General features: G+C 45.9%; 23 protein-coding genes. 8 read left to right on the top strand and 15 right to left on the bottom strand.

What is annotated here, in order from left to right:
• Genes atpD through B9N89_RS02085 form a run of 4 tightly spaced genes read left to right on the top strand, consistent with a single transcriptional unit; the run spans nt 1 to nt 3,978 of the window.
• Nucleotides 1–1,404, top strand: a complete 1,404-nt coding sequence (atpD, locus tag B9N89_RS02100; RefSeq protein ID WP_132314460.1) for a F0F1 ATP synthase subunit beta — start codon at nt 1–3, stop codon at nt 1,402–1,404.
• A gap of 10 nt (nt 1,405–1,414) precedes the next feature.
• A complete protein-coding gene (atpC, locus tag B9N89_RS02095) occupies nt 1,415–1,831 on the top strand; it encodes an ATP synthase F1 subunit epsilon (RefSeq protein ID WP_132314461.1) in 417 nt (138 codons plus the stop codon).
• 57 nt (nt 1,832–1,888) lie between these two features.
• A complete protein-coding gene (locus tag B9N89_RS02090) occupies nt 1,889–2,962 on the top strand; it encodes a glycosyltransferase family 4 protein (RefSeq protein ID WP_132314462.1) in 1,074 nt (357 codons plus the stop codon).
• A gap of 59 nt (nt 2,963–3,021) precedes the next feature.
• Entirely contained in the window at nt 3,022–3,978 is a 957-nt protein-coding gene (locus tag B9N89_RS02085; RefSeq protein WP_159455082.1) for an SDR family oxidoreductase, read from the top strand.
• Nucleotides 3,979–4,009: 31 nt separating this feature from the next.
• Here the strand turns inward: B9N89_RS02085 and ftsZ are convergent, their stop codons facing one another.
• From ftsZ to rsmH, 11 genes are all read right to left on the bottom strand, one after another.
• Nucleotides 4,010–5,383, bottom strand: coding sequence for a cell division protein FtsZ (gene ftsZ, locus B9N89_RS02080; RefSeq protein ID WP_132314464.1), 1,374 nt, complete (start codon nt 5,381–5,383; stop codon nt 4,010–4,012).
• A 118-nt stretch (nt 5,384–5,501) separates the two neighbouring features.
• The gene (gene ftsA, locus B9N89_RS02075; RefSeq protein WP_132314465.1) at nt 5,502–6,698 is read right to left on the bottom strand and encodes a cell division protein FtsA; all 1,197 of its coding nucleotides are present in this window, start codon (nt 6,696–6,698) and stop codon (nt 5,502–5,504) included.
• Nucleotides 6,699–6,707: 9 nt separating this feature from the next.
• Nucleotides 6,708–7,532 carry a cell division protein FtsQ/DivIB gene (locus B9N89_RS02070; protein WP_132314466.1) on the bottom strand — a complete coding sequence of 275 codons (825 nt, stop codon included), beginning with the start codon at nt 7,530–7,532 and terminating at the stop codon, nt 6,708–6,710.
• A complete protein-coding gene (gene murC / locus B9N89_RS02065; protein ID WP_159455081.1) occupies nt 7,507–8,904 on the bottom strand; it encodes a UDP-N-acetylmuramate--L-alanine ligase in 1,398 nt (465 codons plus the stop codon). The genes B9N89_RS02070 and murC overlap by 26 nt, the downstream gene beginning before the upstream one ends.
• The gene (gene ftsW, locus B9N89_RS02060) at nt 8,891–10,003 is read right to left on the bottom strand and encodes a putative lipid II flippase FtsW (protein ID WP_132314468.1); all 1,113 of its coding nucleotides are present in this window, start codon (nt 10,001–10,003) and stop codon (nt 8,891–8,893) included. The genes murC and ftsW overlap by 14 nt, the downstream gene beginning before the upstream one ends.
• Before the next feature lie 8 nt (nt 10,004–10,011).
• Complete coding sequence (murD, locus tag B9N89_RS02055) at nt 10,012–11,358, bottom strand: UDP-N-acetylmuramoyl-L-alanine--D-glutamate ligase (protein ID WP_132314469.1); 1,347 nt, start codon at nt 11,356–11,358, stop codon at nt 10,012–10,014.
• Entirely contained in the window at nt 11,355–12,428 is a 1,074-nt protein-coding gene (gene mraY, locus B9N89_RS02050) for a phospho-N-acetylmuramoyl-pentapeptide-transferase (protein WP_132314470.1), read from the bottom strand. The genes murD and mraY overlap by 4 nt, the downstream gene beginning before the upstream one ends.
• A gap of 44 nt (nt 12,429–12,472) precedes the next feature.
• Nucleotides 12,473–13,873, bottom strand: a complete 1,401-nt coding sequence (locus B9N89_RS02045; protein WP_132314471.1) for a UDP-N-acetylmuramoyl-tripeptide--D-alanyl-D-alanine ligase — start codon at nt 13,871–13,873, stop codon at nt 12,473–12,475.
• Complete coding sequence (locus B9N89_RS02040; protein ID WP_234996055.1) at nt 13,873–15,552, bottom strand: peptidoglycan D,D-transpeptidase FtsI family protein; 1,680 nt, start codon at nt 15,550–15,552, stop codon at nt 13,873–13,875. Before B9N89_RS02040 ends, B9N89_RS02045 begins: the two co-directional genes overlap by 1 nt.
• Before the next feature lie 85 nt (nt 15,553–15,637).
• Nucleotides 15,638–15,922 (bottom strand): hypothetical protein, encoded by a 285-nt coding sequence (locus tag B9N89_RS02035; protein ID WP_132314473.1) that lies wholly within the window; start codon nt 15,920–15,922, stop codon nt 15,638–15,640.
• 7 nt (nt 15,923–15,929) lie between these two features.
• Nucleotides 15,930–16,910, bottom strand: a complete 981-nt coding sequence (gene rsmH, locus B9N89_RS02030) for a 16S rRNA (cytosine(1402)-N(4))-methyltransferase RsmH (protein WP_132314474.1) — start codon at nt 16,908–16,910, stop codon at nt 15,930–15,932.
• A 453-nt stretch (nt 16,911–17,363) separates the two neighbouring features.
• Here rsmH and B9N89_RS02025 point away from each other — a divergent pair, with 453 nt between their 5' ends.
• The gene (locus B9N89_RS02025; protein WP_132314475.1) at nt 17,364–18,587 is read left to right on the top strand and encodes a LysM peptidoglycan-binding domain-containing protein; all 1,224 of its coding nucleotides are present in this window, start codon (nt 17,364–17,366) and stop codon (nt 18,585–18,587) included.
• 216 nt (nt 18,588–18,803) lie between these two features.
• Here B9N89_RS02025 and B9N89_RS02020 read toward each other — a convergent pair whose 3' ends face one another.
• From B9N89_RS02020 to B9N89_RS02010, 3 genes are read right to left on the bottom strand one after another with little or no spacing between them, the layout of a single operon-like run.
• Entirely contained in the window at nt 18,804–19,754 is a 951-nt protein-coding gene (locus B9N89_RS02020) for a nucleotidyltransferase family protein (RefSeq protein WP_132314476.1), read from the bottom strand.
• A gap of 7 nt (nt 19,755–19,761) precedes the next feature.
• Nucleotides 19,762–20,829: an aminoglycoside phosphotransferase family protein gene (locus tag B9N89_RS02015; protein ID WP_159455080.1), complete on the bottom strand. Its 1,068-nt coding sequence runs from the start codon at nt 20,827–20,829 to the stop codon at nt 19,762–19,764.
• Between the two features lie 46 nt (nt 20,830–20,875).
• Complete coding sequence (locus B9N89_RS02010) at nt 20,876–21,808, bottom strand: diacylglycerol/lipid kinase family protein (RefSeq protein ID WP_132314478.1); 933 nt, start codon at nt 21,806–21,808, stop codon at nt 20,876–20,878.
• Nucleotides 21,809–21,839: 31 nt separating this feature from the next.
• On the opposite strand from B9N89_RS02010, the gene B9N89_RS02005 reads away from it, so the two are divergent.
• Nucleotides 21,840–22,733: an RNA polymerase factor sigma-32 gene (locus B9N89_RS02005; RefSeq protein WP_159455079.1), complete on the top strand. Its 894-nt coding sequence runs from the start codon at nt 21,840–21,842 to the stop codon at nt 22,731–22,733.
• A 47-nt stretch (nt 22,734–22,780) separates the two neighbouring features.
• Here the strand turns inward: B9N89_RS02005 and B9N89_RS02000 are convergent, their stop codons facing one another.
• Nucleotides 22,781–24,838, bottom strand: a complete 2,058-nt coding sequence (locus tag B9N89_RS02000) for an ATP-dependent helicase (RefSeq protein WP_159455078.1) — start codon at nt 24,836–24,838, stop codon at nt 22,781–22,783.
• A gap of 143 nt (nt 24,839–24,981) precedes the next feature.
• Between B9N89_RS02000 and B9N89_RS01995 the strand changes: the two genes are divergently transcribed.
• Nucleotides 24,982–25,563 carry an isoprenylcysteine carboxylmethyltransferase family protein gene (locus B9N89_RS01995; protein ID WP_132314481.1) on the top strand — a complete coding sequence of 194 codons (582 nt, stop codon included), beginning with the start codon at nt 24,982–24,984 and terminating at the stop codon, nt 25,561–25,563.
• Between the two features lie 57 nt (nt 25,564–25,620).
• Complete coding sequence (yajC, locus tag B9N89_RS01990; RefSeq protein ID WP_159455077.1) at nt 25,621–25,953, top strand: preprotein translocase subunit YajC; 333 nt, start codon at nt 25,621–25,623, stop codon at nt 25,951–25,953.
• Nucleotides 25,954–26,006 lie beyond the last annotated feature (53 nt).

Raw genomic sequence — 26,006 nt, 5'->3', positions numbered from 1 at the left:
ATGCAAACTGGTCACATTGTTCAGGTCCTCGGACCTGTAGTCGACGTTGAATTTACCGACGGCGAGCTACCAAAGATTTATAACGCGCTTACATTAAGCAATCCTGCGATTAGCGATGAAGCGGATAACCTAGTTCTTGAGGTCGCACAACACCTTGGTCAGAACATGGTTCGAACAATTGCTATGGATTCAACCGAAGGCCTAACCCGTGGTGCAAGTGTCAAGGATACTGGCGACCAGATCACGGTTCCTGTTGGTAAGGCTGCTCTAGGCCGAATTCTAAATGTGACTGGCGATCCTGTTGACGAAGCAGGTCCTGTTAACGCTGACAAGCGTTACCCAATTCACCGTCAAGCGCCAAGCTTCAACGACCTTTCTACTCAGACTGAGATTCTAGAAACAGGTATCAAAGTTGTTGATTTGATCGCCCCATATGCCAAAGGTGGTAAGATTGGTCTTTTTGGTGGTGCTGGTGTAGGGAAGACCGTAACAATTATGGAGTTGATCAACAACGTTGCAACTCAGCACGGTGGATACTCTGTATTCGGTGGCGTAGGGGAAAGAACCCGAGAAGGAAATGACCTTTACTATGAGATGAAGGACTCAGGAGTACTGGATAAGACAGCTCTCGTTTATGGTCAGATGAATGAGCCTCCTGGTGCTCGGGCACGAGTGGCACTTTCAGCACTAGCGATTGCTGAATATTTCCGTGACGAAGAGAACCAAGACGTTCTTCTCTTCGTTGACAATATTTTCCGCTTTACCCAGGCTGGCTCAGAAGTATCGGCACTTCTAGGCCGTATCCCTTCAGCTGTTGGTTATCAGCCGACTCTAGCAACTGAAATGGGTGAGCTACAGGAGAGAATTACGTCAACTAAAAACGGATCGATTACGTCGGTTCAAGCGGTCTATGTACCTGCTGATGACTACACGGATCCCGCACCTGCAACAACATTCGCTCACTTGGATGCCTCGACCGTGCTTTCCCGTTCGATTGCAGAGCTTGGCCTCTTCCCAGCGGTCGACCCACTTGCATCAAACTCCAGAATCTTAGACCCTGCGGTTGTTGGTGAGACACATTATCAGGTAGCACGAAAAGTTCAGTCGATTCTTCAACGATATAAAGAGCTTCTCGATATTATCGCCATCCTCGGTATGGACGAACTTTCAGAAGAAGATCGCCTTACAGTTGCTCGAGCGAGAAAGATTCAGAGATTTATGTCTCAGCCATTCTTCGTTGCCGAGCAATTCACTGGAAACCCAGGTAAATATGTGAAGCTAGAAGACACCATTCGCGGGTTCAAAGGAATCTGTGAAGGTGAGTATGATGATCTCCCAGAGCAGGCGTTCATCTATGTTGGAACGATAGAAGAGGCAGTCGAAAAGGCTAAGACTCTCCAGTAGGTAGGAAATTATGGCCACAGAATTTGGATTAAGTATTGTATCCCCGAGCAAGTCTATTGCGTCTGAGAAATCGACAGCAGTGACTTTGCCCGGTTCCCAGGGCTATATGACTATTTTGCCTGATCACTCAGCAATGGTTGCTGAACTCGGTATCGGCGAAATGATCGTCACCAACGCAACGACCAAGGAAAAAGAAAGCTTCTTTATTTCTGGTGGATTTGTAGAAGTGAGAGGTGACGACGTTGTGGTGCTGGCTGATATTGTCGAGTCACAGAAGGAAATTCAGCTGGAAGCTGCTGAGGAAGCCCGCAAGGAAGCGCTACTCGCACTGGAAGGTAAGAAGGACCAAGGTGACATTGATAAGTCTACAAAGGCTTTGAAGGAAGCTGAGTACCGCATTAAAGTCGCAAAGTCTGTTGCAAGTTAAAATCATAAGCCAGTATCCTCCTAAGTAGCTCTAAGGTGCAAGGGGGGAGCCATTACTATGACTCAAAACATTGTATGGGATGGCTATGGACTAGGGGGTCGATACTCAGGTATCGGCCGTCATGGTTTTTACCTAGCTCAACAATTGAAAAATTCGGGGCGATACCCAATCATCCTCGGGTACGGGCCGATCGAGCATTTAGGTTTATCGCAGGTCTTTTCGAATAAGACTCTCCCCGGAAAACTTCTTTATCCTCATCAGATTCTCAAAAGCATCACAAGTCTAGACCAGAAAGTCGATGTATTTCACGGCTTGAGCAATTTCAATGTACCGCCGTCTGAGATTGGTGGCCTCAGAGTTTTGACAGTGCACGATGCGATACCACTTATTGCGCCAAAGGAAGTGTCATGGACTCTAAGAGAACAGATGAAATTTTTGATGCCGCGAGCAATATCAGATGCAGACATCGTGATCTGCGTATCTCAATGGACGCTCAAAGTGCTGGCAGACTTGTTTCCAGAAAGCTCTAAAAAGCTTGTCTATATACCGAATGGTCGAACCAAGTGGAAAGGCAGTGTTTCACGTGGAACAGTGTCGAAAAGGCTCATAAAGATCTCACGGTATGAGCCTTATAAAGGCTTCGACCGTGTGGTCTCAACCCTCTCTCTTTTGGACAGGGAATACGAGATCGATTGGATCACTGATAAGAAGGGGGCATGCTGGCTCAGTAAGCACGGGGTGCCACAGCTTGGCGGACAACGCCTCAGAATTCACGCGGGAATAGCTCAGACTTCCTTAGATGCGTTACTGTCATCCGCTGATGTGCTGATCCATGGTAGCAAGTTAGAGGGCTTTTGCCTTCCAGCAGCCGAAGCCCTTGCCAACGGAAAACCTATTCTGTACTGCAGCGGTAGCGGAATTGATGAGGTCGTTGGAGATGGGGGAATCGGTATGAGTCCCTATGCACACGCAAGAGATTGGGCCGACGCCCTTGAAGCCTTGTTTTGTGATTACAGCCGCTGGCAGAGCAAAACCTCTTCAGCCTTCCATAAGCTTCTATCTTGGGAGGCAGTGGCAAAAAAGACATGCACTGTCTATAATGGTGAGAGTTCATTGAACGCATTGAGTTAGCCGTAAGCTACTGGATCAAAACGTTGCCGAGGGATGATGTGGGAAAAAACAAACAAGACGTGACACGAACGGATTCTGCTGAGGACGCTATACTGGTGGCGGGGGGGTCAGGGTTTATCGGGCGTCACCTCGTGCCATTCTTAGCCGATCGAGGTCATTCAGTTGTCTCCATGTATCATATGCGTCTACCGGAACCTTATCCCAATGTATTTCCTGTATGCTCAGACCTTGGTTCTGTTGACCTCCTTGCAGCTCCTTTGAGAGGAGTAGAAACTGTTATTTTTCTAGCCTGGGAAAATAACTTCATGGGCTCATCCGATGAGATAAAGTTTGACCCAAGCTATAAGCGATGTAGTACCAACGTGCGACTTTTGAGTAACTTACTTACGGCAATGGAAAAAGCTGAAACTAAGAGAATCATCTTCTTAAGCGCAGTTGGTGCCAATCGTCGGGCAAAGCTACCATTCCTTAAAGAGAAATACCTTGCCGAAGTCGCCGTCCTAAATTCCAAGGTCCCTGAAAAAATCATCGTACGAAGCAATCTAGTGTACCATCCAGATTCAGCCCACGATCAATTCATTAAGTCCGTGATGAATGTAATGAAGTTCCCTGGGGTGTACCCTGTCCCACGGGTCGATGATAAAATTGCTCCTGTTCATATCGATGACCTATGTCAGATACTTGGCGATGCCAGCGAGTACGAAATGGAGCAACCTTCGGCGATTGTAGAGGTTGCTGGCCCAGATGACCTGCGGGTAGAGGATATTTTTCGTTTGGTATCGGAAAAATTTTCAAAAGGTGCTCGAATACAGCTGAGGGGTTCGCTTGGAAATAGCCTGGTACCAATTTTCGAAAGGCGAGGGGAGCATTATTCACCTTCGGGCCCGAAGGTAAAGGACTACCTATCGATTGCTAATATCCGGGATAGCAATACCGAGACAGATAACCCTATCTCGGGAGTGCTACTAAAGAAAACAAGAGGGTTTCGAGAAGCTCTCGGTGCTATCTCGAAGTGATCATCTTGCCCCAGTGGTGTTTAATTCAACCTTAGCTAAGGCTAAGGTCTCGGCTTTCCCCACGGAGAAAAGAAGGAACATCTAGTTCATCATCGGATTCCGCCTTAGTTTCCTGACTCAGCTTTTCAGCAATCTTAAGGGCAGCGTCAATTTTCTTGTCCATATCGTCTTGTTCGCTATTGATCTCGAACTCAGCTTCCTGCTCCTTACTAGATCGTGCGCCTTCGATTCTGGTCTTACTCTGCTCTAGGTCTTTATCTGCTAATACTGGTGTAGGCTCTGGCTCAGAACCATCTTCTAGATCATCATCAAATAGGGGTGTTTGTTTAAGTTCCAAGCTTTCTTGCTTGTGACTCTCTTCAGGGCTAGAGAGAGAAAATGCAGGATCTGGTTGAGCCCGCAATGCCCCTTGGAGGCTTGTCTTGTCTGGTGTTTCCAGTTCATCGTCAATGGGAAACCCTGTAGCGATGACTGTGACCCTCAATTTTTGCCCGATGTCTTCATCGATCACGGCACCAAAGATAATATTGGCATCTTCATGGGCTGCCTCTTGCACTATGGAGCAGGCCTCGTTGACCTCCATCAACGATACATTTTCCCCTGCTGTAATGTTGATGAGAATTCCTGTCGCCCCTTCAATGTCAACATCTTCGAGAAGTGGTGATTGGATGGCACGACGTGCCGCCTCTGGGGCCCGACCTTCGCCTTCTGCTTCACCGATGCCCATCAAGGCCATTCCCATGCTCGCCATAACTGTTTTTACATCAGCGAAATCAACATTCACCGTACCTGGAATATTGATAATATCTGAGATGCCTTTAACGGCATTTACCAAGACATTATCAGCCATCCGGAAAGCGTCAATCATACTCAAATCGGGACTAGCTACCTGAAGAAGCCTCTGATTCGGAATTGTTATGAGGGTATCGACATTTTCTTTTAGTCTCTGAATGCCTTCTTCGGCGTGCTTGCGACGGCGTTTGCCCTCAAACGCGAATGGCCTTGTCACGACTCCAACTGTGAGTGCCCCCTGCTCACGAGCAACTTGAGCCACGATCGCTGCACCACCTGTCCCTGTTCCACCACCCATACCAGCAGTGACAAAGACCATATGTGAGCCTTGCAACGCTTCTGCAATCGCATGACGGTCTTCTAGCATAGCATCTCGTCCAATATCAGGGTCAGCCCCAGCACCAAGACCCTTTGTGAGTTCCTTACCTATCTGAATCTTGCGCTCGGCAAGTGAGAACCGTAATGCTTGGACATCAGTATTGGCAGCTATAAACTCTACGCCCTCGATATTGGTCCGAATCATGGTATTGACGGCATTGCCACCGCCTCCACCGATGCCGATAACCTTAATATTGGCGGCAGGCGGGACGAAGTTTTCAGGATCGAACGTCATGGTGCTCTCCCAGCGAGATTGGAATTTTTTGGGTGATCTTTGCAATTATAGGAAGGAATGACTTAGGGTGTCAAATTGATTAATTTGAGTTCTTAGGAACAAGATCTTGCCGTAGCTTCTAGGATAGCTCCCGAATCCAGTTCACAAATTGGTAAACGTAGCGCTTGGGCCAAGAAGCACTGGATTCATCGTGAAGAATCTTACGCCGACCAATTTCAAGATTGATAAGACCGATCACTGTTGCGTAAGTTGCAGGATACTCCCAGTCGTGGGACATCCCGAGTGAAATGTGGGGTTGTTGCGATTTTACAGAAACTCCGAACTTTGCACCTAAGAATTTATCAATTCCCTTGAGATAACTGCCTCCACCTGTGAAAAGGATTCCTCCACCTAAGTTGCCTTGATGGTCAACGAGTGAGTGGAACATAAATTTACCAAGCTCCAAGATCCTTGCCTCCAAAATACCGCGAATTCGCTGATCTGAAAAACGAACCAGTGTTCCATGGATATCTTTTAGGTCCAGAAATCCTGGTAAATCTGTTAGGCCGTAATGCTCCTTAATCCTGAGGCCATCGGAGAGGGGAATATTGAGACCAACGGATAGATCTCGATGCATATGATTACCAGCTGTATTGATGGTAAACATACTAACTGGTCTACCATGTTGGAATATAATTCCATCGGTGGTTCCACCGCCGATATCAGCAAGGGCAACACCTAGGTTTTTGAGTTGATCGTCAACGGTCACTGACGCTGAAGCAAAGGGTTCGGAATAGAGTTGGCAAACTTCAAGGCCGCAGTGATTGCAAAGTCTTATCATGTCTTTTAGGTATGAACGATCGGCGTCTATGACAAAAAAGCTGCCTGAGAGATGAGACCCAGAGAGACCAATAGGGTTATTAACAGAATCCCGACTATCAACATCGAAGTGTATGGGAATGCAGTGAAGAATTTCACGATGAGAGGAGCGACACTGATTTTCCACGTCGACTGTTAGGCTTTGCACATGAATCGTCTTAATAAGGCTATCTTGAATCTCCATGTTTCCAGTCACAGTACGACTTTTCAAATGACTGCCAGCGACACCAACTACAACACGACGGATATCGCATTTGAAACGTGCCTCTGCTTCTTCAACAAGTTTGTTGAGGGCGCGGGAGGCTTCTTCAAAATCAACCAGCATCCCCCGTTTCATTCCAAGAGCTGGCACTTCACATACTTGAATATCTGGTCTTCCTGCAGATTGATGTAAAGCTGCAAGACAGAATTTTGTTGTACCTAGGTCGAGAGCAAAGATTTGTTTAGAACGAGCCACTCGTTGTCCTTATAAGGTAGATTCTTTTATAAAAGCCTTCCCTTGGTAATCCAGCTCTATGCGGGCTGTATTTACTCGTTTCTTGGAGAGGTTTGAAAGTATTTTTTCGAGTTTGATATATCTCTTATTAAAGGGGCGACGGCCCATTTCAACGCGAATGCGTTTGTCAAACAACAAAACTTGAAAACCTCGAAATGAATCGAAGTGAATTGCCTTGTACCTTATATTGTAGCGCAAACCATCATTGATTAGTAGAAGGGCCTCTTGAAGGACCTCATTATTTCTCTCACTCATGACAACACTTTGCTCGTTATCGAGATCTAGTTTCCTGTCTATCGAGATACCGCTAATCATTGGCAGGTGATGATGGTGCTTCTCACTATACTGGCCAAAAACCTTACCTTTGTCGGAAAGTAGGCGCTTAATCCCGTATTCTATAGCTGCTAGAGATTGGTGGAACTCTGCTTTTAGAAGGATTTTATATGGTGTCAAAGCAAGTGTGCTTAGAGATTTCGCTGCAAGTTTCTTCTGGAGATCTAGCTTGAATGACTCGACCTGCTGAAGGTCTTGAATCGGATTGCGGCTAATATAATCCTTAATAAACTCCTGATGCTGGATGGCAATCTGATGAGGATGCACTTGGATGGGGCTTAAGGGAAGTGGGATAGCATACTGTTCAAGAGATTTGAGAACACCCAAGAAAGATAGTGAAAACATGGCTATGACGATTATAGGAGCGCTGACTTTAGTAAACCACACGGTAGGAATATGATGTCTACGCTTAAGTTTTTGCTTGGTCAGTAAAGATTCATGTTTCTTTCTGATCTTGGCCATTGATAAAGTCCCTCAAATCATTGCTCGCCTGGTATACATTGCCAGCGCCAACACTAAGAAGAACTGATCGATCTTTTGTTTCCACAAGGCTTAACAGCATTTCTGGATTCGGAAATCGATCGAAGACCACAACTTTGGTATCACATTGCTGTTCGATATCGTTTGCGAATTGCTGAGGAGAATATGAACCACAGTCTTCTTCCCCAGCAGAAAAAATCGGCAGCAGTACAAGAGTGTCGGCATCTTTAAAAGAGTCCACAAATTCATTATACATGGTTTTCATCCGACTATAGCGATGGGGCTGGAAGACGACAGTATTCCAGTGATCAGGGTATGCTTCTCGAACAGCTTCAATGCATGCTTTGATCTTGCCGGGATTATGAGCGTAATCATCTAAAATTTTGATACTCTTACTATTGTATAAGCGATTTAGCCGCCGCTTGACTCCAGGGAAGCTAGCCAGAGCTGTAACGGCTTCTTCAATGGGTATTTCAAGTGCCCGGACTACGCTTAAGGCACAAAGGATATTCTGGAAGTTGTGCTGACCTATAAGGGGAGTCGTTCCTTCCACCAAGTCTCGTTCTACGACTGCCTTAAAAAACGAAGCATCCTGTTTTGTTGTAAATGAAATACCGCGTACATCGCAGCCAATTCTTCGCCCAAAGCTAAGTCGATGATTCAAATCAATTTCGTGGCCTAGCTCCTGACAATGGCCATTATCCCAATTCAAGACAATAGCCCCATCCGGATCGGTTTGTTTGGCAAATTTGTGAAAGGCTGCTTTGATTTCCTCAAGGTTCTTATAGAAGTCCAAATGATCCAAATCAATATTGTTTATCACACTAACAAAAGGGGAAAATCTTAGGAAGCTACCATCTGATTCATCTAATTCAGCCACAAAGTATTCGCCATGTCCTGTATAGCTATAGGATTTTCGCCCTCCTACTTCGCCACCAATAAACGCTGTTGGTTGACATCCACATTGATCTAGGATGTGAGCAATCATCGCTGTGGTTGATGTTTTTCCATGGGTTCCAGAAACTCCAATAAGCTTTTGATCACCGATCAAGAATTCCAATAACTGCGATCGGTGCCAAAGTGTTTGTCCCGAATTCTTGGCTTGGACCAGCTCAGGGTTGTCTTGCCGAATAGCAGATGAATAGACAACTATGGCTTGTGAATCAAGGTTTGAGGCCTCGTGACCCTTAAAGATTTGAATGCCGCTGGCAATGAGTCTTTCACAGTTAGAATTTATTTTTTGATCACTGCCAGATATTTTATACCCACGGAATGACGCAATCTCTGCAAGAGGTGTCATTCCCGAGCCGCCGATTCCAATCAGATGAAAATGCCTTTGATTATTGTCGCTCATGAAGGTGGTCCGATTCGTAGTTGAGTCTTGCCAGAATAGCAACCACCCAAAGGAATACCACAAGAGAGCTAGATCCATGACTAATAAATGGGAGAGGCATGCCTTTTGTTGGGAGCAAACCCATAGCGACACCCATGTTGATAGTAGCTTGAACGCTAATTAGGCAAGTGAGTCCGAAGGCTAGTAGTTTGGCAAAAATGTCTGTCTGACGTTCTGTAATTTTGAAGCCATTCCAGATCATGAAACCGAATAGCAAGATGATAAAGGAAACACCAATTAAACCAAGCTCTTCTCCTATCACCGAAAGAATGAAATCGGTGTGGGCCTCTGGAAGAAAATAGAGTTTTTGACGTGAACCCCCTAAACCTACCCCTAAGAGGCCGCCATTATGAAAACCAAGGTAACTTTGGATGATTTGGAATCCCCCAGATTGGGCGCTCTCCCACGGATCAATGAAGCTTGTGATTCTCTTCATCCGATATGGTGCCTGCCAGATAGCAATGCCGATCGCGAGCAGGCCAGTAATCAGTCCTGATGCGACAAGTTTGATTGGCAAGCCGCAAACGAAAACCATAGAGAAACAGATAAGTGAGAGAAGAAAGGTCGTGCCAAAGTCTGGTTGTAACATGAGCAAGATCGAAAAAACCATCAAGGGGAATATGCAGGACAATAAGCCCGATAGGCGATGAAGTCCTGAAAAGTTTGGACGAGCAAGGTTTTTGGCAAGAAATAGAATTAGCACCAACTTGCTGAGTTCTGCAGGTTGAAACGAGATCATGCCCCAGCGCAGCCATCGAGAAGCACCATTTACTGTGTGACCAAAATAGGGAATAAGGGTCGCGACGAGTAAAAGTGTAGTGAGTATAAAACCCGGAAATGCCAACCTTGCGATATTACGGATAGGTAGCTTCAATAGGAGGGCACCAGAGATAACTCCAAGGCCAAGTGAGATAAGTTGCCTTTTAGGAAAAAAAAATAGATCACCATACCGCTGTGCAGCAGGAATACTGGATGCCGTGAAAATGAAAATAATGCCAAATACCGAAAGAATAATCGCAGATATGATTAGGTTAGCGCTATAGCTTGAGGCAGATTTCACTGAAAGCCTTAATTGATGAGTCGTTGAATCTCCTTGCTAAAGTATAGTCCTCTTTCTTCAAAATTCAAAAACTCATCAAACGAAGAACACGCCGGTGAGAATAGAATGGGAGCTGGATTCTCGTGAAACAGTTTGCTCAGCCCAACGAGTGCATTCTTCAATGATTTATAAGAGATGGGATTAAGAGACTTGAGCTGTGAACTGATCATAGCACCCGCTTCACCAAAGGTAATTACCTTAAAAATATGATCTTTTAGCTGCAAAATCTCTTGATAGGGTGCGCCTTTGTCTTTGCCACCCAAAAGCAGATAGCAAGGTTGCTTCATAGATTTAAGAGCAACAAGAGTGGATTCGACGTTGGTCGACTTAGAGTCATTGATAACTATTTGGTTGCTACGATGACAAACGGTTTCAAAACGGTGAGCCAGCTTGCGATAGTTTTGTGCAATTAGACAGGCTTGATCGAGCGATTGATTCGGGAAAAGGTGCCTAGTAGCAAGGAGGCAGGATGCAAGGTTCAAGTTATCGTGAATACTAAATGATTCCGCCAACGGTACAGTTTCGCCTTCAACTGATAGTTGACAGCGCTCATGATCTACGAGGATAGGCTCAATGCCTGGAGGCAAGCCTTTGGGGTACTTCGATACGAATGCATAGATTTTGTGTACCTTTGGTATCTCGCTATTGAAACTCAGAAGTGCCTCCAAAACCGACTCGGATAAGATGATGATACCTCCAGAGTTTGTTTGGTGGGCAAGACGCCATTTAGCATTAAAATAGCCTTCAAGGGTTTTGTGCCGTTCGAGGTGATCCGCTGAGAAAGATGTGAATATAGAGACTGCTGCGGCTAGCTTCTCGGTGGCCTCTAGTTGGTAGCTTGAAAGTTCGAGAGCAAGAATCTTGGGGCTTTCATCTGCTGCCAGAATCTCGGATGGTGGTCTTCCGAGATTGCCCCCTGCAAGACAGTCTTTGCCTATCCCCTTTAAAATATGCTCTAGCATCGTGACTGTCGTAGATTTACCATTAGTCCCGGTAACGCCGATGGTAACGCCACTGTAAAACTCTAAAGCTAGATCAATTTCGCTGATAATGGCGATACCTTGTTCCCTAGCAGTTTGGAGTAGTGGGATATTCAGTGGTATTCCGGGGCTCGGAATGATGACATCGATATTGTCAAGAAGCCGCGAATCTTGTGGGCCAACGACTATGGGGCAGCTAACCTTGGCAAATTCAGACTGCTCCTCCTTCGAAGGAGGTTTTAACGTCGATGCGCGGCCTTGGAGGCCTTTTTTGTGCAGCAGTCTTGCAGCGGCAAGGGCGCTTAGGCCCGTGCCAAGTATGAGGTAGTTATTCATCGTAGCTTCAGACTCATCAGGCCAACGATAGCCAAAATGATGGATATGATCCAGAATCTAACAATCACCTTCGGTTCAGGCCAACCTTTTAGCTCAAAGTGATGATGAATGGGAGCCATTCTAAAAACTCTCTTGCCGGTCATCTTAAATGAAGCGACCTGAGTTATAACGGATAAGGCTTCCATTACAAACACCCCACCGACAATAGCGAGAATTATTTCGTTTTTGGTAAATACAGCAATGGCTCCTAGAGCGCCGCCAAGCGGCAAGGAACCAACGTCCCCCATAAAGACTTGAGCAGGGTAGGTGTTATACCAAAGAAAGCCCATACCAGCTCCTACAAGGCAGGTACAGAAAATCGCGAGCTCCCCAGCTCCAGAAAGAAAGGGTATCTGGAGATATTCAGCGATCTTAATATGCCCTGCGACATAAGATAAGATTGCAAAGGTTGAGGCTGTTGTCATTACGGGCCCGATTGCGAGGCCGTCAAGGCCATCAGTTAGGTTGACAGCATTACTTGCGCCGACGATTACAAACATGCCGAATGGTACGTATAACCATCCAAGGTCGAAGGTCAGTGCTTTGAAGAAAGGGAAGTGAAGCTCGCCATTACCAGTTTGCAAGTAATAAAGAGTACAAGCACCACCGGCTGCACCAAATTGCCCCAGCAGCTTGAGTTTGCCGGACAAGCCTTTGGTGTTCTTCTTGGAAACCTTGAGATAGTCGTCTAAGAAACCAATCAGGCCATAGATAAACGTAATCGTTGAAACATACCAAAGAAGGGGATTTCGCCAGTCCATCCAAAGCAAAGCTGGTAGTAGGGTCGCAAAAAGTATCAGACCACCACCCATGGTGGGAGTGCCAGCTTTTGAAAAGTGGCTTTCAGGTCCGTCATTTCTAACTTGCTGGCCAATCTGCTTACTTTTTAGTTTGCGAATGAACCAAGGTGAAAGAAGAAAGGACATCCCTAAGGCTGTTAACAAAGCAGCGAGAGCCCGAAAAGTAATATAGCGACTGACATTAAAAACACTGACATAATCAGTTAATTCAACGAGTAAGTGATAAAGCAAAGTTAGACCCTCACGATCGATATGTGCGGCAAGTTAGATTGTTGTTAAGCCTTCTCAAGAATTTGCCTCGCATTCTGGATAATTCGGTTCAATTTTATGCCATTGGATGCCTTAGCGTAAAGAAGGTTCCCCTTTTGAAGAATCTCCTCTAATTGAGGAACAAAGTCGTCAGCACTATCAAAGTGCAAGAGCTTGTCTTCTGAGATTCCCCCCTTGCGAGCGCCATCAAGCATGGCGCGACTTAGTGGTCCAATCGCAACAAGCATCTTAGGTCTAACACTTTCTGCACAATAATATCCAACGTTATAATGAGCTTGCTGGCTTTCATCCCCAAGTTCCAGCATGTCACCGAGAACCAGGATCGTGTCGGCGTTAGGAAAAGCTGCATTCACTGAAGAAAGGCCAGCATCCATGCTCTGTGGATTCGCGTTGTATGTGTCATCGATTAAAGTCATCGTTGGAAATCGAGAGATACTAAACCGCTGGCTGACCCCACCAAAGCTCTTCATTCCTTGACGTATACTCAGGGAAGAAAGGTCCAGCCCGAAGCTAGCAGCCACGGAAGCAGCGAAGTTGATAGGGTAGGCTTGGTGGTAAACGGGAACCGTTTCTTGAAATGCTTCCTGAGGAGATGTGATAGCGAGTGTCATAGCTCCATCTGTCAAGTACTTGAGCTTAACTTGAATGTCTCCCTCTTCAAGGCCGAAGGTCAATACTCGGTCATGATGCTTTTTAGCGACATTCACAGTGTCAGAGTCATCATGAGGGACAATCGCGATCGCATCCTTGCGTGTGGTCGTGAGCATTTCTTGCTTGGTTGATCTTAGGGTTTCACGACTACCGAACTCCCCAAGGTGAGCAACCCCTATATTGAGGACGATGCAGATATCGGGATTGGCAATGTTGCACAGTGCCTCGATATCTCCCTTATGGCGGGCCCCCATCTCAATCACTGCGAATTGGTGGTCTGTAGTCAGCTGACAAAGAGTTATGGGTACTCCGATTTCGTTATTGTAGCTACCTTTGGTGTAGAGTGTATTTCCTGCTTTTGTAAGGATATGGCTGAGCATTTCTTTGGCTGTGGTTTTACCGTTTGAACCGGTAATAGCAACGACTTTGGCTTTGTGCAGGTTTCTCCAAAATGAGGCAAGACCTTGAAAAAACTCTAGAGAGTCTGGAATTTCTATTCCTCGGCTACGAAGATCGGATGGTATCTGATCACAATGATCCGCCTGGTAGAAGAAGCCTTGGCAGCCTTTTTCCATAGCCTGCCTAATGAAGTCGTGGCCGTCAAACGTCTCACCAATAATTGGTAAAAACCAATGCTCCGGCCTGATGGATCGACTATCCGTCTGGATTATATTGGGAAGATTGGAAGGAATATCTCTGATTTCATCAGGAATCGTCGCATTCAGGTGTTGGATCAAATCTTGTCGTTTAAGCATCAGTGAATCGCCTTCTTAAGAGGTTGTGTGGCTTGGTGGCGCTTGCTTGGGGCTACGTTGAGATAGCGTAGAGATTTTTCATTGATTTCCTTAAATACCGGAGCAGCCCAAACCCCACCATAGTAAGGCTTCTTCCTTGGTTCATCAATCACAACGTAGATCACAAGATGGGGATCTTTTACTGGACTGAAACCTGCAAAGCTGGCGATACGCAAGTGTTTAGCATAGCGCCTGGTTTCCGGGTCAACTTTTTCAGAGGTGCCTGTTTTACCAGCAACGTGGTAATCGGAACTTTTTGCATTGCTGCCCGTACCGACTTCAACCACCTCAGCGAGAGTCTTGGACATGACTTTTGCGACTCTATGAGGAAGCACTCGACGAATGACCGTAGGGTTTTGACTGCGAAGTACTTGCCCCTTGTGATCTTCAATTCTCTCGACCAGTATTGGCTTCATAAGCTGGCCACCATTGGCGATGGCACCATAGGCTTGAACGATTTCAAGCCCAGTCATCATTAAGCCTTGGCCGAATGATATATTAGCGAACCGTACCTCTCGCCACTTTTGCCAAGGCATCATCCGACCAGCTGCTTGATTCGCGGCCTCAGTTTTGAATGCAGCCTCGCCGAGACCAAAATCTTCGTAAACTTGGTAGAGGGCTTGCGGCCCCATCTTCTTAGCAATTTTGTAAGTTCCAATATTACTCGATTCAATTATGATTTCGGCAGTCGACAGTTCTTCGGATGGATGAGAGTCTCGGATGCGCAGAGATCCTTCTCGAAATAGCCCTTTATGGGTTTCAAAGGCTTCGGCCATACTCGTTTTGCCAAGGGCTAGGGCGCGGGCCACAACGAACGGCTTCACCACTGATCCGGGTTCGTAAAGATCCATCAGTCCATGGTTTCTGGTATTAAATTGGTCAATGGTAGACGAGTCGTTTGGGTTAAATTTAGGGTAGTTTGCTATGGCAAGGATATGGCCCGTGTGAGGATCTGAAACGATGGCAAAACCTGATTTGGCTTCTGCATTTTTGATACCTCGTTCGAGTGCTTTTTCTGATATTTCTTGAACCACGCGGTCGAGTGTTAAGTATATTTTCTGACCAGGCTTTTGTGGCTCTGCCGCATCGGATTCACCACGGATTATCTTGCCCCTAGCATCACGGGTCAGGAGGTTTGTTTCGCTATTACCGCGGAGAGTTTCATCGAATCGAAGCTCCAAGCCCAGCAGTCCTTTGTTATCTGTACCAACATAGCCTATAAGCTGACTGGCAAGGCCTGATGGATAATATCGTGAAGGTTCGAGTACAGAGTGCAAGCCATCTATGTTAAGGGCCATTGCTTGATCAGCTAGCTTGCTATCGATCTTACGCTTGATCCAAGAAAAGTATGATCGCTTTTGGCCTGCTTTTCTAATTCGATTTGGTGGAATATCCAGAATCTTGCCAAGAGCCTTTGTTTCCGTGGGGCTAGGGTCGAATACCCGGGGGTTTATGAACAAGGAAGGTTTCCGAATACTGATGGCAAGGGGTTCACCCCGACGATCGAAAATAGTTCCTCGATATGGGGAGAGGTCGATGGATCGATGGTACTGCCGTTGAGCGAGTTGGGATAAGACATCTGCAGAAGGTGGGGTGATTAGAATTAACCCGGCTCTCACCAAGAGCGCTAGAAAGGTCATAAAGAATGCAAAAGATACGAGACGCAGGCGACTTTTTTTAAATTGTAGGGACGATTCGTTAGGCAATCTTTGGTGGGTAAAGTGCTCAATTTCTTGAGTTTGGCTCTTGGCTTTCAATGGCTGCTAGAACCTCAAATGGATCATGATGCATGGGGTCTTTAGAAGCCAGTATGGTTAAATTTTGCTTACTAGTCAACTTGGCTAGAGTCATCTTCAAAGAGCTTCGCTCATCCATCAAGCGAGATTCTTGGTCCTTAAGATCACCGATCTGATAGCCAACGAGGGTACACTGAATTCTCATGTAGGCTGCAAATAATGCAGCACCCATTGATACGGTAAGCAGGGTGACGTCGATCCACTTAATCTTCATGAAGACCTCATAGTTTCTCAATCGTCCGCAGTTTGGCACTACGGCTCCTCGGGTTTTCAGATTGTTCCTCTTCACTAGGAATCAACGGAAAGGGTTTAACGATCTTGCCCTTAACATCCTTATAGGCTGCTACTTGATCTTCTGTGAGTGGGGCTCTAGAAAGATGAGCAGGGATTTTTTTGCCTTTTCCCAAAGTATTGAAATATTGCTTCACAAACTTATCTTCTAAAGAGTGGAACGTTATAATACCGATACGGCCACCTGGTTTCAGAATATCGAAGCCATCTCTGCACAGGGTTTCAAGTTCTTCGAGTTCCTGATTCACATAGATTCGCAGGGCTTGAAATGTCTTGGTCGCAGGGTGCTTCTTACTCTTTGTCTTGTAATGAATGGCGTTTGCTACGATTTCTGCTAGGCGTAAGGTATTAGTAATAGGCTCCTTGCTTCGTTCCTGTACAATAGCCCTGGCAACAAATCGGCTTTTCGGCTCTTCACCGAATTTATAGATAATGTCTGCAAGTTCTTGTTCGTTGTACTCATTGATCACGTGAGCCGCGTTGTCGCCTGAGCTCGTATCCATTCTCATATCAAGGGGACCGTCCTTATTGAAGGAGAAGCCCCGCTCCCCAAGATCAAGCTGTGGGCTTGAAACCCCTATGTCTGCGCAGATACCATCGATTTTTCCCGCAATTTCATACTTCTCAGCAACTTCCTGAATTTCTGAGAAAGGGTTAGGGCATAAGACTAAGCGCTTTGTAGCGAGGTCCTTGGCGAACCTTTCAGACAGGAACTGAAATGCCATAGGATCTCTATCAAACGCAAAAACTTTACCCCCAGGTCCTAGAGCATCGAGCAAGGCAGCCGTGTGGCCGCCGCCTCCAGCAGTGCAGTCAATTGCAATCCCATCGACTGGGAGGTTGAGGCTTTGCACCATTTCGTTTTTAAGTACTGTAATGTGATCGAACATGAATATCTCAGCTTTAGTCATCAGGATCTTCTGCTATAGGATAAGCAGTACCCAGTGGCAAGCGATACCCGACCAAAGGCTGAAAAACAGCAGTTTGGTCTCTTTCCATCATAGCGGAACCCTAAAACCTAAGCAAACTGGCGTATCTGACCTCTTTTTACCTACTCATCATGCTGTTGACCAGAACCTTGTTGCCTAGTCATCACTGCTTAGACTTTGTAGGGCAATCGATTCCGTCACTTAGCAGCCCTGTTTACCCACGATGATCAGTCATGTGAGAAGGCGAGATCGTTCTGGTCTTCATGGAAATAGCTGCCTCTTGTTCCCTCATTTCATCCCCCGGGATAATAATTAAAGGCAGGCATGCGCTTGCCGATGAACCTTTACGAGATCTCGAAAAATTTTAACGTGAACGACATGGAGGTGTTTAGATGGCACGAAAACGATCGTCAACACTTAGCAGGAGGAATCAGGATGAGACTTAGGTCAGGCCTATTGATTCTCCTTATGATGTTCGGTGTCCCCATGATGTCGACATCGTGCTCAACGTCCGGTCAGGAAGAATCTCAGGAAGAGTTTGGTGATCAGGAGGATGGGCAAGAGGAGAATTTTGCAGATGAGGAACAGCTCCAAAACCAAGAGGGTGAGGATAACCTCAACAACCTTAACAACTTTAACAATATGAATGAGAACCTGGAAAGTGCAGGATTCAACAATGCTGCAGGAGGCAATAACCAATTTCTCAACAACGAAGGTAATCAATTCGCAAACAACAATTTTCAATCTGATCTAGGCAACGAAGAACTGCAAAATGAGGGTGAGCTGCAACAAATTATTGAGGACATGAACGCTAGCAATGGTGATCAGTTCGCTCAACAAGATGCTGCACTAAATAACCCAATGATGCAGAACAACGGGATGCTGATGAACGACCAGGGTATGGGCAACCAGATGATGGAAAACATCAACCAGGGTATGGACCAAGGCATGATGATGAATCAGGGCATGAACCAAGCTATGGATCAGGGCATGATGAACCAGGGTATGGAAAACATGGCTCAGGCTCCTATGGAGCAACAGTCTATGGCGACGGCTGGTAGCCCTATGGCACCTGGGCTCCCAGAGTTGGGTTCAAAGATGTCTTACATTGTCCAGAAGGGAGATACTCTTGCTAAGATCGCAACTCGCGTCTACGGTGATCCGCAGAAGTGGGCAGAGATCGCGGACTTTACTGGAATTGCCAACCCTAAGTTAATCTACCCTGGGGATGTGGTCTACTACCAACTTACAGAACAGACCATGGCATTTGCATCGAGCTACGAGTCAGTGACTCGCTCTGAAGTTAGAGTGATGGAGGGCGACACACTTTCAACGATAGCAAGTCGTGTTCTAGGTAATGCTGCGAACTGGAAAATGATCTGGCGTCAGAACGACAACATCGCTAATCCAGATCGGCTTGAAGTTGGTTCTACTCTTTATTACATCGAGCCAGGAATGCTGTCCGCAACTTTAGAAACAGCGAGAGATTTCTTTGTCCAAGCATCAGATACAATGGTTGACTTAGCCGAGGCAACACAGTCTCAAGTAGATCAGGGTGATAAGCTAGAAGATAAGCCAGAAACAATTAACTCAGTAACCGCAGAACTAGACGACGAATTTGCAATGATGAACACCAGTGATTTTGAACGAGTGATTTAACGATTAACATCTCAATTTTTTAAGATTTAGTTTTCGACATAAACCTTAGATTAGAGATGCTAAAAGGAATTTGTTTTAAAATTTGTCTTATAAATAACTTACTAAGATAAGACTTGTTTTTAGAAGAAATTTAAAAATAGATACCTTTAAGCACCAAATATCAACTTCAAAGCATCCTCAAAAGCAAATCCTCCAAATTAGAGTCCTCCCAACTCACTAGAAAGAAAGCTCCACTTCATCGATGTATAGTCGCCGCTGTATAGGCTGATTATGAATGGTCATCTTGGGATGAATGATCAGACTATCGTGGATAGTCTGTTGAATAGACTGATCACTGTCGACCAGGCTATTAAAGCACCGCCCTTGAAGATTGATCGTGTCTCGCCAGGCAGAGTGGTTCTTCGTATCACAGACCAAAGAGGGGTACATAAATTTCGCCCGTGCTTCAGTGACCCCAAGTTCGGATAAGAGTTTGTTTGGGTTGCTCTTCAAGACTTCAATATGGCTTTCCCAAAGACTTTGGGGAGTTCCTAGGTCGGACCAGAATCCAGAGTGAAAATAAGCCTGGACTCGATGGCCTTCTGCAATGAGTTTTTTGTAAGTATCGATCACGCTCCATGGGACTGTTTCGGGAATACGAGAGACAAACTCAGAAGATACAATATGGATACCTGAAAACGTGAATTTTCCGTTTGAACTTGGTGGTTTGTCCCCAAATGCGAGAACTTGAGAGTCTTGACAATAAACAGGGGTTTTTAAAGGAATAGCGTGGGGAAGCATCACCATGGTTGCAATGGAATTCGATTTGCGATGGGCATTGATCACCCTAGAAATGTCGATATTGCTGATAATATCAGCGTTATATATCAATAGTGGTTCGTCGCCTAACCAGGAGCGGAGAGGAAAAAGTGCTCCTCCGGTCCCACGGATTTCAGGTTCATGGAATACTTTGAGTGGCTTCTCTTGGTGGTGTAATGCCAAGTATTTTTCTATGGTTTCACCAAGGTAGTGGGTATTCACCGCAATATCTTTAGCTTCCTTGCTTACTCGTGACAATGCAAGCTCTAAAAATGGAACTCCAAAGAAGGGACATAGAGGTTTTGGTCGGCTGTTGGTTAGAGGTCTCAGCCTAGTTCCGAATCCAGCAGCCAATATGAGAGATTTCATGAAATTATCAACCTATACTTTGTTCGATTCTTGCGAGTAGACTAGCTGAAAGCATTGGCCAACGTTCGTCGTAAACAAGGTCCGAGCTTAGCGTATTCAAGGCTGGCTTGACATATTTTAGGTAGTTGCCACGGTTCTTCTTCATGGATAAGTAGCCGAAGCTACCAATGGCCTTAATCTGCCTTTGTAGAAGAGTGGCGGACCATTGCTTTTTCAAGGTATCTTGCAGAGCTGGGTCACCGTCAGACAAGATCTGAATACCTTCTTCCAATAAGAAGTGCCGAGTTTCGTTTGGTAGAGGTACGTAGGAGTCGAAGCAAAGAGATACGAGATCATATGCGGCCGGACCGTATCGAGCATCCTGAAAGTCGATTACAGCGAGAGTATTATCGTGGACCATGATGTTTCGTGAGTGGAAGTCTCGGTGAACAAAGTAGTCTGAAGAAGATGAAATGTGATCCGAGAGCCGCATCGACTCTTCTTCAAAGATCTTTAAGTCTTCGTGATTCAAATGAATGCCGGCAACAGGTTCAAGAAATTCTTTACGGAAGAAATTGAGTTCCCACTGGAAACGCTCTGAATCGAATTTTCGTTTGCACCAAGGAGCATTTGGCTCACCGGAAATTTTGAGAAACTTTTTTAGTATATAGAAGCTGCTTCGATAAAGCTCTAGAACCTCATCTGAGGAGCCTTCGGATAGAGCTTGCTGGGCCACTGACTCCATCATAATATCGCCATAGTCTTCGATGATAATAGCAGCGAAGTCAGGCATTGTTCGTACGGTCTTTGGTACGAATATTTGGTACTGGCTTAGAATATCTCCAATTTGAATCCACTCATAGCCGTTCTCTCGTAGTGCTTCAGCGTCTTGTCCCGAGAGTTGCATAAGAACCAAGGAGCTGGGGATTTCTGGAGAAAATAGCCGGTAGTAGCAGCGGTCGGAGCCATCCCCCGCCAACCAATCGATTGTTATCTGAGTGACACCTAAGGCATCGCATATCGCGCTTGGGGGCGGCGGTGGTAAGGCATCGCCGCGCTTCTTACTGGTGAATGAATCTTTTAAAGGCTTATTCATTAATTTCGTTCCGTGTAGCGGTTCTTTATCCATGTTCGTCTGACCATCACAGCTTTATGAACTCAACCTCTGGCCCTTGGGAAATTTTCAACGGTGTGGTCTCATCATGAATAAAGAGTTCACCATCTAGGGTGTAGTGCAGTGGAGATTGAGAAGAAATTTCTAGCTCATCGCAGCAAATGGAATATTTCCCTAATGAAGTTCCTTCCTTATGTTTTATCATGATCAATGGCAATTGCCATAATAGTTTTTCCTTGGGACAGGTGATAAACGTCGCCTGAAACAGACCCTTCTGTTTCATAGCAAGAGGTAGAAGGGGAAAGCCCAACGGTAACTTACGAATGGTGCCTGCAAAATTACCTAGACTTGTAAACTCCATGGTTTGAGCGCCGCTCTTGGCTTTGACCGTTTCTTCGTAAATAAGCTTGCTCACCAGGCGACCCTTGCGCAGAAATGATGAGACCAGTCTAAGCCCGAGCCAGATGGCTCCTAAAATTCCGGACTTTTTTCTATAAAACTCTTTCAGGATTCTAACGGCTGATCCATCAGCATAGAGAAAGCCGAAATGATCGCCAACTTGTAATGTCTGAAGTTTCGATGTAGTGAGTGCTGACCTTTGCTCAACGCGTCGGATCAAACGCCGTAGGACCGAGGCCTGGGAGCCTTGGATATTGATTTGCGATGCCACCAGATTCATGGTACCGCCCTTTAAAATTGCGATTTTGGGTAGTTCTTTTCTGGTGTACCAACGAATAATTTCGGTCATAGTGAGTGCAATGGTGCCATCACCACCGCAAATTGCAATGACATCGAAACCTGTGTTTGCCATTGTCTTCACTTTTTGGCTAAGGTCTTGAAGGGAGTCGGTGACGAAGAAGTCCGCATGCTTGCTAGCAATGGTACGCAGAGTCTCAATTTGGGCTGGATTTCGCTTATTTAATTTAGAGTAGGGATTTGCTATGATCCCGATTCTCGACATAGTTGAGCCCTCAAGGTTGAAAAGGTTAGATATGAGTCAAAAGTTACCTGCGAAGCAGTCAGGCGGCGTTCCCGCAAAAATGTCGCCTCTTCAACTTTATTTACAAGAAATTGCAAAATATCCCTTACTTTCCCCTGAAGAGGAGTTTGAAACAGCTCGGCAGCATTTCGAAGACGGTGATATCACAGCAGCTCATCGTCTGGTAACCTCGAACCTGCGCCTCGTTGTCAAAATTGCCAATGACTTCCGGCAGGCACAAGTGAATCTCCTCGATCTCATTCAAGAGGGAAACTACGGCCTCATGCAGGCCGTCAAAAAATACAACCCCTATAAGGGTGTCAAATTATCAAGTTACGCGGCTTGGTGGATCCGAGCCTTTATCTTGAAGCATATCATGGATAATAAGAGCCAGGTCAAAATTGGAACAACAGCGGCTCAGCGTAAATTGTTTTTTAATCTCAAGAAGGAAGCTGATCGTCTTTTAGCGGAGTACGATCGGATCGATACGAAGTTGCTGGCTGAAAATCTGAATGTGAAGGAGAAAGACGTTATTGAAATGCAGATGCGTCTGAGTGCTCCGGACTATTCTTTGGATGCTCCTATTCAAAAAGATGGTGGCGAAAGCGTGAGTCGTGGCTCAATGATACCCACTCAGGAAGAATCTGCCGAAGACCAACTGGCCGAACTGGAAGTGATCGATCTTTTCGCTGAGCATCTTGAGGAGTTCAAGGACACTCTTAAAGATCGGGACTTAGAGATTTTTGAAGATCGGATTATTTCCGAAAACCCATTGACCTTGCAAGAAATTGGGGATCGCTACGGAGTGAGTCGTGAGCGAGCACGTCAGTTGGAAGTTAAGATCATAAAGAACCTAAGGCAATTTGTGAAAGATAAGGGTGTGATCGATGTGGATCTTGGCGATTAATCAGGCGTCCACCATATTAGGTTCTCCCTACAACCCTACCTGAATTGCTAACTGAATCCACCCTTAATACTATCGCGAAGTCGGCTTAGCCTTTTAGCATTTCGCTCCCTTCTATCCTGCTCGCTTGTAAGGTGATTCAGCGATTGGAGCTCCGTATCGGTTACGACACCGGTTTTAGGGAGTTCTTTTAGGAAGCGACTAGGCTTGCGATCTTGCTTTTGAAAATTGGAAAATCTCTCGCGGGCAAAGCTGAGGTGTAGTTTTACCTTCGCACGAGTGATCGCAACATAAAAAAGCCGCCGCTCTTCTTGGACAGACATAGGGCAGTCGATGCTATTTTTGTGGGGAAGCAGGTCATCCTCAATACCGCAAACGAATACTGCTGGGAACTCTAGGCCTTTGGATGCGTGGATTGTCATCAGTGAGATGTGGTTTTCAGGGCCCTTATCATTCTTTCCCGACTTGTCATCTGAAAGGGTGAGCTGGTCAAGTAAGTCTAGTATATTCAGAGATCCACGTTCCTCGACCTGGTTTTCACCAATGCCTTTGATCCACTCGGGGAGTTTTTTGAGAGACTCCAATTTCCGTTTTTTAGCCCCTTCGTGACTTGTCTTTTGCCGAATGTCATCCTCTAAGCCAAAAGCTTTGATAATTTCGCCGCCTCGTTTTTCTAAATCGTCAATGTGGATGATAGGCCACTTGGATTGTGATTGGACATCTTTCACGAATTGACCCACAGCGTCATTGGCCTTGCCTACGAGTTTCACTTCATTTCTGACTAGAACTTCAAATGGTGAAATTTTAAGCTCCTTGGAACGCTCTTCGATCCGTTCCAATGTTTTGAGGCCAACCCCTCGTGAGGGCGTATTAATCACTCTCCAAAAGCTCATGCGGTCGTGAGGATCGAGGGATAATTTGAAATAAGCAAGAAAATCACGCACTTCCTTTCTTTCAAAGAAGCTTGATCCGCCATACACCTTGTAAACAAGGTTCCTTTCTCGCAAGGCCGTCTCAAGAGATCTCGCCTGAGAGTTAGCTCTATACAGAATACCTATATCCTTGGGGCGATAGCCCTGACCCAGGAGACCGAAGCACTTTTGAGCAATCCAACGGGCTTCTTCGCCATCGTCTCGTTTCGAGGTAAGCGTGATATACTCTTCACTTTGGGATTTACTCCAAAGGGTCTTATCTTTCCGACCTTGATTGTTTTTGATCACGTTGTTAGCTGCATTGAGGATCACGTTGGTGCAGCGGTAGTTCTGTTCGAGTTTGATAAGCTTGGTGCCTTTGAAGATGTTTTCAAATCGGTCAAGTGTCTCGACCATCGCTCCTCGCCAGCTATAAATCGATTGATCATCGTCGCCGACAACGCAAATATTGTTGAGCTTACCGGCTAGTAGCTCCAGGATTGAGAGCTGAGCAAAGTTGGTATCTTGAAACTCATCCACTAGAAAGTGGGTGTATTCCCCTTGAAGACGCTCTAAGACATCCGAACGGCGACGCAACACCAGAGCAGTCTTCAAGATACAGTCATCAAAGTCGATGACCCTGTTGAGTTTGAGTTGCCGTTCGTAGAGTTGGTAAACTTCTTTGAGGAAGCTAAGGTCTTCATCTTCAAACTTAGCCTGTAAAGCTTCTTCAAGCATTGTTTCAGGAATTAGCAATGCGTTTTTAGCGCGACTGATTCTAGAAAGTATATCATCTGGCTTGTAGAGACCGTGCCAGCCTTTTTCTTCTAGGGAGCGACGAACTAAGTCAAGTTGATCAGAGGTACCAGCCAAGGAGAACCGTGGATCGAGATCAGCTTCTTCAGCGAAACGCCGCAGAATCTTAATGCAGAAGCTATGAAAGGTACCTACCATGATACCTTTACCATGACTTCCCACTAAAGAAATCAGCCGCTCTTTCATCTCCCGAGCTGCTTTATTAGTAAATGTCATAGCGACAATTTGCTCGGGCTGAATCCCCTGATCGATCATATGACCGATCCGATAAGTGATGACCCGCGTTTTACCTGTGCCAGCGCCCGCAAGGATCATAGATGGCCCTGATATCGTGGTAACTGCCTCATGTTGTTGGCTATTGAGTCCGCTTATGTCGATCATCAAATCCTCCGACTGCTCGTTGCATTGGGCTTCATACGCGGAACCGGTTTTTTTTGAAAGAGGGTTTTCGTGCACTAGCTCTTTATGGCAATCTATTATACTGAGCGTCCAAATGTATAATAGAATCCACTGAGGGAGTACCCATGACCCCATGGTTACTAGCAAGTTCCGTTGTATCAGGGTTTGCTCTTAGTATACTGGCTGAAGCTCGATTACAGCGTATGAATCTCCCTTTTTTGAAGCACGCTGGGGGTGAGGAGCTAGGCCGAAGTTTATTTCGGCGCTTCTACGTCTGGCACTTTTTAGCTGTTCCCCTTGGTATCATAGAGTTTTTTGTGATTGACCGAGACCCAAGTCAAGTCAGTCAGCTCCTAGGGTGCTTACTGACATTCATGGGTTTAAGTCTACGCACATGGTCGATGCACTCTTTAGGGCGTATGTGGTCTCGCTACTGCATCTACATCTATGGAGTGCCGAAAGTTGAATCAGGGCCGTACCGTTTTTGCGCACATCCCGAGTACCTTTCACGGTTCCTTGAAATCACAGGTATTGCCCTTGTCTTGGCAAGCTACTATTCCGGTTTCATGTGCCAGATTATGATGGTAGTCAGTTTGGCGAAGATGTTGCCCCTAGAGCGTTTACAGATTCAAACCATGGCTTACCAAAACTTACAGCCTCCTCATTTTGACTCTGCTAAGCAAGGGCCGTCAGCCGTTGCAAACTAGCTTCGACTAAAGTAGATTCGTGGGCTAATCAAAATGTCCGTTGTCTGGAGTATGTCAATGATTAATAATCTTTTTGTTGGAACGGCCCTCGCACAAGGTAAGGCGGCAGCTGAGCCGTCTATGTTAGAACTGCTGGCGATGCCTGCAATGATCCTTGTGATCATGTACTTATTTATGATTCGGCCTCAGCAGAAAAAACAAAAAGAGCACCAAGAGCTGCTTCAGAACCTAAAGTCTGGAGATGAAGTTGTCACAACTGGTGGGATTATCGGTCGTATCAAGGCTGTCTCGGACGCGTTTGTGACGATCGACGCGGGCGCCAACAATCAGCTGAAGATTCAAAAACATCACGTTGTGAGTCTCTCGCCAAAAGCTGCCGCCAAAAAATAAGAGTTTCTTGGGAAGCCAGGACCAGCTGTCCATTGCCCAAGAAACAAGCTCTA

Origin of the sequence: Pseudobacteriovorax antillogorgiicola, from assembly GCF_900177345.1 — a bacterium.
Lineage (GTDB): Bacteria > Bdellovibrionota_B > Oligoflexia > Oligoflexales > Oligoflexaceae > Pseudobacteriovorax > Pseudobacteriovorax antillogorgiicola.
This window is presented reverse-complemented; position numbering and strand designations above follow the sequence as displayed.

Coding starts and splice junctions, on each gene's coding strand:
- murC (WP_159455081.1), bottom strand. CDS start 8,904: ATGAGCGACAATAATCAAAGGCATTTTCATCTGATTGGAATCGGCGGC.
- atpD (WP_132314460.1), top strand. CDS start 1: ATGCAAACTGGTCACATTGTTCAGGTCCTCGGACCTGTAGTCGACGTT.
- B9N89_RS02090 (WP_132314462.1), top strand. CDS start 1,889: ATGACTCAAAACATTGTATGGGATGGCTATGGACTAGGGGGTCGATAC.
- B9N89_RS02040 (WP_234996055.1), bottom strand. CDS start 15,552: ATGACCTTTCTAGCGCTCTTGGTGAGAGCCGGGTTAATTCTAATCACC.
- B9N89_RS01995 (WP_132314481.1), top strand. CDS start 24,982: ATGACCCCATGGTTACTAGCAAGTTCCGTTGTATCAGGGTTTGCTCTT.
- B9N89_RS02025 (WP_132314475.1), top strand. CDS start 17,364: ATGAGACTTAGGTCAGGCCTATTGATTCTCCTTATGATGTTCGGTGTC.
- B9N89_RS02045 (WP_132314471.1), bottom strand. CDS start 13,873: ATGCTTAAACGACAAGATTTGATCCAACACCTGAATGCGACGATTCCT.
- B9N89_RS02035 (WP_132314473.1), bottom strand. CDS start 15,922: ATGAAGATTAAGTGGATCGACGTCACCCTGCTTACCGTATCAATGGGT.
- murD (WP_132314469.1), bottom strand. CDS start 11,358: ATGAATAACTACCTCATACTTGGCACGGGCCTAAGCGCCCTTGCCGCT.
- ftsZ (WP_132314464.1), bottom strand. CDS start 5,383: ATGACGTTCGATCCTGAAAACTTCGTCCCGCCTGCCGCCAATATTAAG.
- B9N89_RS02020 (WP_132314476.1), bottom strand. CDS start 19,754: ATGAAATCTCTCATATTGGCTGCTGGATTCGGAACTAGGCTGAGACCT.
- B9N89_RS02005 (WP_159455079.1), top strand. CDS start 21,840: ATGAGTCAAAAGTTACCTGCGAAGCAGTCAGGCGGCGTTCCCGCAAAA.
- rsmH (WP_132314474.1), bottom strand. CDS start 16,910: ATGACTAAAGCTGAGATATTCATGTTCGATCACATTACAGTACTTAAA.
- B9N89_RS02015 (WP_159455080.1), bottom strand. CDS start 20,829: ATGAATAAGCCTTTAAAAGATTCATTCACCAGTAAGAAGCGCGGCGAT.
- yajC (WP_159455077.1), top strand. CDS start 25,621: ATGATTAATAATCTTTTTGTTGGAACGGCCCTCGCACAAGGTAAGGCG.
- atpC (WP_132314461.1), top strand. CDS start 1,415: ATGGCCACAGAATTTGGATTAAGTATTGTATCCCCGAGCAAGTCTATT.
- B9N89_RS02070 (WP_132314466.1), bottom strand. CDS start 7,532: ATGGCCAAGATCAGAAAGAAACATGAATCTTTACTGACCAAGCAAAAA.
- B9N89_RS02010 (WP_132314478.1), bottom strand. CDS start 21,808: ATGTCGAGAATCGGGATCATAGCAAATCCCTACTCTAAATTAAATAAG.
- B9N89_RS02000 (WP_159455078.1), bottom strand. CDS start 24,838: ATGATCGACATAAGCGGACTCAATAGCCAACAACATGAGGCAGTTACC.